This window comes from Pontibacterium sp. (assembly GCF_041587635.1).
GTDB lineage: Bacteria > Pseudomonadota > Gammaproteobacteria > Pseudomonadales > Balneatricaceae > Pontibacterium.
In genome coordinates, this window is record NZ_JBFGYC010000463.1 from 1 (window position 1) to 3,251 (window position 3,251).

4 protein-coding genes are annotated in these 3,251 nt (G+C 52.2%); all 4 read left to right on the plus strand.

What is annotated here, in order from left to right; translation table 11 throughout:
• Positions 1-193: hypothetical protein (locus ABYW01_RS17480; RefSeq protein WP_372835239.1), on the plus strand; the 193-nt coding region annotated here is incomplete at its 5' end.
• Complete coding sequence (locus tag ABYW01_RS17485) at positions 123-2,228, plus strand: DNA internalization-related competence protein ComEC/Rec2 (protein WP_372835237.1); 2,106 nt, start codon at positions 123-125, stop codon at positions 2,226-2,228. The genes ABYW01_RS17480 and ABYW01_RS17485, both read left to right, overlap by 71 nt.
• Before the next feature lie 95 nt (positions 2,229-2,323).
• Positions 2,324-2,938, plus strand: a complete 615-nt coding sequence (locus ABYW01_RS17490) for a MotA/TolQ/ExbB proton channel family protein (protein WP_372835231.1) — start codon at positions 2,324-2,326, stop codon at positions 2,936-2,938.
• A gap of 18 nt (positions 2,939-2,956) precedes the next feature.
• Positions 2,957-3,251, plus strand: a 295-nt coding sequence (locus tag ABYW01_RS17495; protein ID WP_372835234.1) for an ExbD/TolR family protein, incomplete at its 3' end; no start/stop codon positions are given.

Consider the following 3,251-nt stretch of genomic DNA (forward strand, 5'->3'; position numbering starts at 1 on the left):
CAAGGATGATCTGTTATGTGGCTGGAATTACAACTATTGTCTGGCTACCCTCGCTTCCTCCGCTTTGGTTGGGAGTGATTCCTCTATTGTTTGTAGTGTTCTGGCGGAAGCTGCCCCCATCTCTGATCTGGTTTTTGATTGGATTGGGATGGAGCTTTGGTTGGAGTCATTGGCAAATCTCCCATCGTCTTAGCAGCGATCCGATTAAGTCCGACTGGTACGTGACGGGTGAGGTAATCGGTTTGCCCGAACTTCGGGGGCGGGACGTACGGTTTTTATTCAAACCACACACGCTTGTTGCGGCTAAAGGCGCCGAGCGTCACTCGGCATTCCCCCGGCTATTACGGCTCAATTGGTATCGGCCTGATATGGCTGTGACGCCGGGAATGAGATTGGACTTGGAGGTGAGATTAAAGCCTCCCCATGGATTTTCCAATCCCGCAGGGTTTGACTACGAACTTTGGCTGCTGTCACAAGGTATTGATGCAACAGGATATGTACGGGCGGTGTCTGCGGCATCTGCCTCTGATGTCTGTGCGCTCGACTGTTTGAGGGGGCGGTTGGCGGCGGCTATTCAAGCGCGTTACGCATCCGAACAGGTTGCTGCGCTTGTTAAAGCGGTGACATTAGGCATTAGAGATGGTTTTAGTGATGATCAGTGGCAGCTGCTAAGAGCCACCGGGACGATACACCTCGCAGTGATCAGTGGTTTGCATATTGGATTTATTGTGGTGCTAATACTGGGCCTGATACGTCTCCTGTCATATGCCCTTATGCCTTTGTATCTTCGTCCTGTGGGTGTGTGGCTGACCATTTCTGTGGCGTTTCTTTACATGCAGATGGCAGGCGCGGGGCTGCCAACCCAGAGGGCTTTTCTCATGGTTGCGGTGTTTTTGCTTGCGCAATGGCGGCTATGGCATGTGGATCTCTGGTCGCGTTGGTGGTTCGCAATGGCTTTAGTATTAACACTATTGCCCGTTGCCACTCATCAGGCAGGTTTCTGGCTTTCATTTATGGCCGTTGCGACGTTGCTCTGGTTTGCAGGTCATCGGATAAAAGATCTGCTCGGATGGCGAGTACAATGGGGCATATTCTTTTCTATGACGCCTTTGCTGGTTTGGTTGTTCGGCGGGTTTTCCTTTGTTGCACCACTCATTAATCTTTTGGCGATCCCTCTGATCGCGCTCTGTCTGATGCTGGTCGTCGTTGATCTACTGTTCTCAGTGTTGAATGTTGATCTGTTGGTGCCTGTGGTTGATGGGTGTGTCTCACTATTCTGGTGGTTGACTGAGCTGGGTGCTGAGGTTCAGCAAGATATATGGCGGGTGCCGAATCCAGAGTGGTATGTCTTGGCTCTGGCGCTGCTGGGATCATTGCTGCTGCTGCAACCCAAGGGGTTTCCATTGCGTTGGCTGGGCGTTCTGTTGTGGATGCCTATGATATTAGGGATTAGGTCGCCGCCGGTGACTGAAGGTTACGATGCAAGGGTGTTTGATGTAGGCCAGGGGACGGCGATATTGATCCGGGTGGGGAATCAAACCCTTCTCTATGATACCGGGCCGGGATATCCGGGTGGGCAAAGTGCTTTCATGCATACGCTTGCGCCTTATCTGGATGCTGAAGGGATTCAGGCGGTGGATATGCTGGTGCTGAGTCATGATGATCTTGATCACACGGGAGGTCATATCTCACTTCGGCATCAGGTGTCGGTTGCTGGTGCGGTCACGGGGAGTAAGGCGTTAGCGAGCAGGTATGGTTACCGCGTCTGCCGACCGGGGGATCAATGGCAGTGGAATGATGTCCGTTTTACTGTTTTGTCCGGCGGAAATCAGGAGGGTTCGGACAACAACAGTTCTTGTGTTCTTCAGGTGGATGATGGGCGATGCTCATTGTTACTCACAGGGGATATCGATTCGGACGTCGAACATAAGCTGGTCGAACCGGAGCAACCGCTGGATTGGTTGGTCGCGTCACATCACGGGAGCAAGACGGGCAGCAGCGCTGAATTTTTAGCGCGCTGGCGTCCTTCCGTTGTCGTATTTAGTGCAGGATACGCAAGCCGGTTTGGTCATCCGAGCACTGATGTTGTGCAGCGGGTTTCAGGCAGCGGTGGCGTCTCAGTGAATACCGCTAAGCATGGAGCGGTACATCTGACTTCAAAGCCCGGTATGGCGTGTGCAACCAACGTTTGGAGGAGTACCAAAAGACGTTTCTGGTCAGGCTATTAGGTCACGCGGGCCTATGATAGAGTTAGCCGCAGTATCGCTAGGGGTGTTTGTGTGATTGTCCCGGTATTCGAGGTTGAGCTAGAGGCTGAGTTGACGTGTTAGAACTGGTGAAATCGGGTGGTTGGCTGATGATGCCAATCGTGGCCTGTTCGGTGATTGCGATGGCGATCTGTCTGGAACGGTTGTGGACTTTGCGTGCGTCCAGTGTTGCACCTGCCGGACTCCTGGGGGATCTGTTGGCGGCTTTCCGTAAAGGAAAGCTGGAGACTGAGCAGTTGGCTCAGATCCGCAATAACAGTCCTTTGGGGCGTATCATGGTTGCGGGTATTAAAAATGCCAATCATGGGCGTGACGTTATGAAAGAGAGCATCGAAGAGGCTGCCTCGGAAGTGATCCATGAGTTAGAGCGCTTTCTGAGTCCATTGGGTACGATCGCCGCGATTACGCCATTGCTGGGTTTGCTCGGTACCGTCATCGGAATGATCAAAGTCTTTAACGAGATCATGATTCAAGGTACTGGCAATGCCAGCGTATTGGCCGGTGGTATATCGGAAGCGTTGATTACGACCGCGTCTGGCTTGGCTGTTGCGATACCGGCACTTATCTTTCATCGGTTTTTCTTGCGTCGTATCGACTCACTCGTGGTGTCCATGGAGCAGCAGGCTGTGAAGTTGGTTGAGATGATTCACGGTCAGCGTGAAGAAGACTGAGTGTTGCGAGGCGATTAAGTGAAATTCAGCCGACAACGGCCTGAAGAGGTATCCGTAAATCTGACACCGCTGATTGATGTGGTGTTTTTGTTGCTGATCTTTTTTATGGTCTCAACCACCTTTACCAAAGAAACGCAGCTTGAAATTGACCTTCCAAGTGCAAGTGGCAGTGCCACTGAAGCCCTCGAGCGTATAGAAATTTTGATCAGTGCAGAGGGCGAATACCGTCTGAACAGTCAATTGCTGGTAGAGTCCAGTGCCGAGGCATTAAAAGATGCTTTGGGAGCGGCTGCAGGAGTGCCGGGTGAGACGC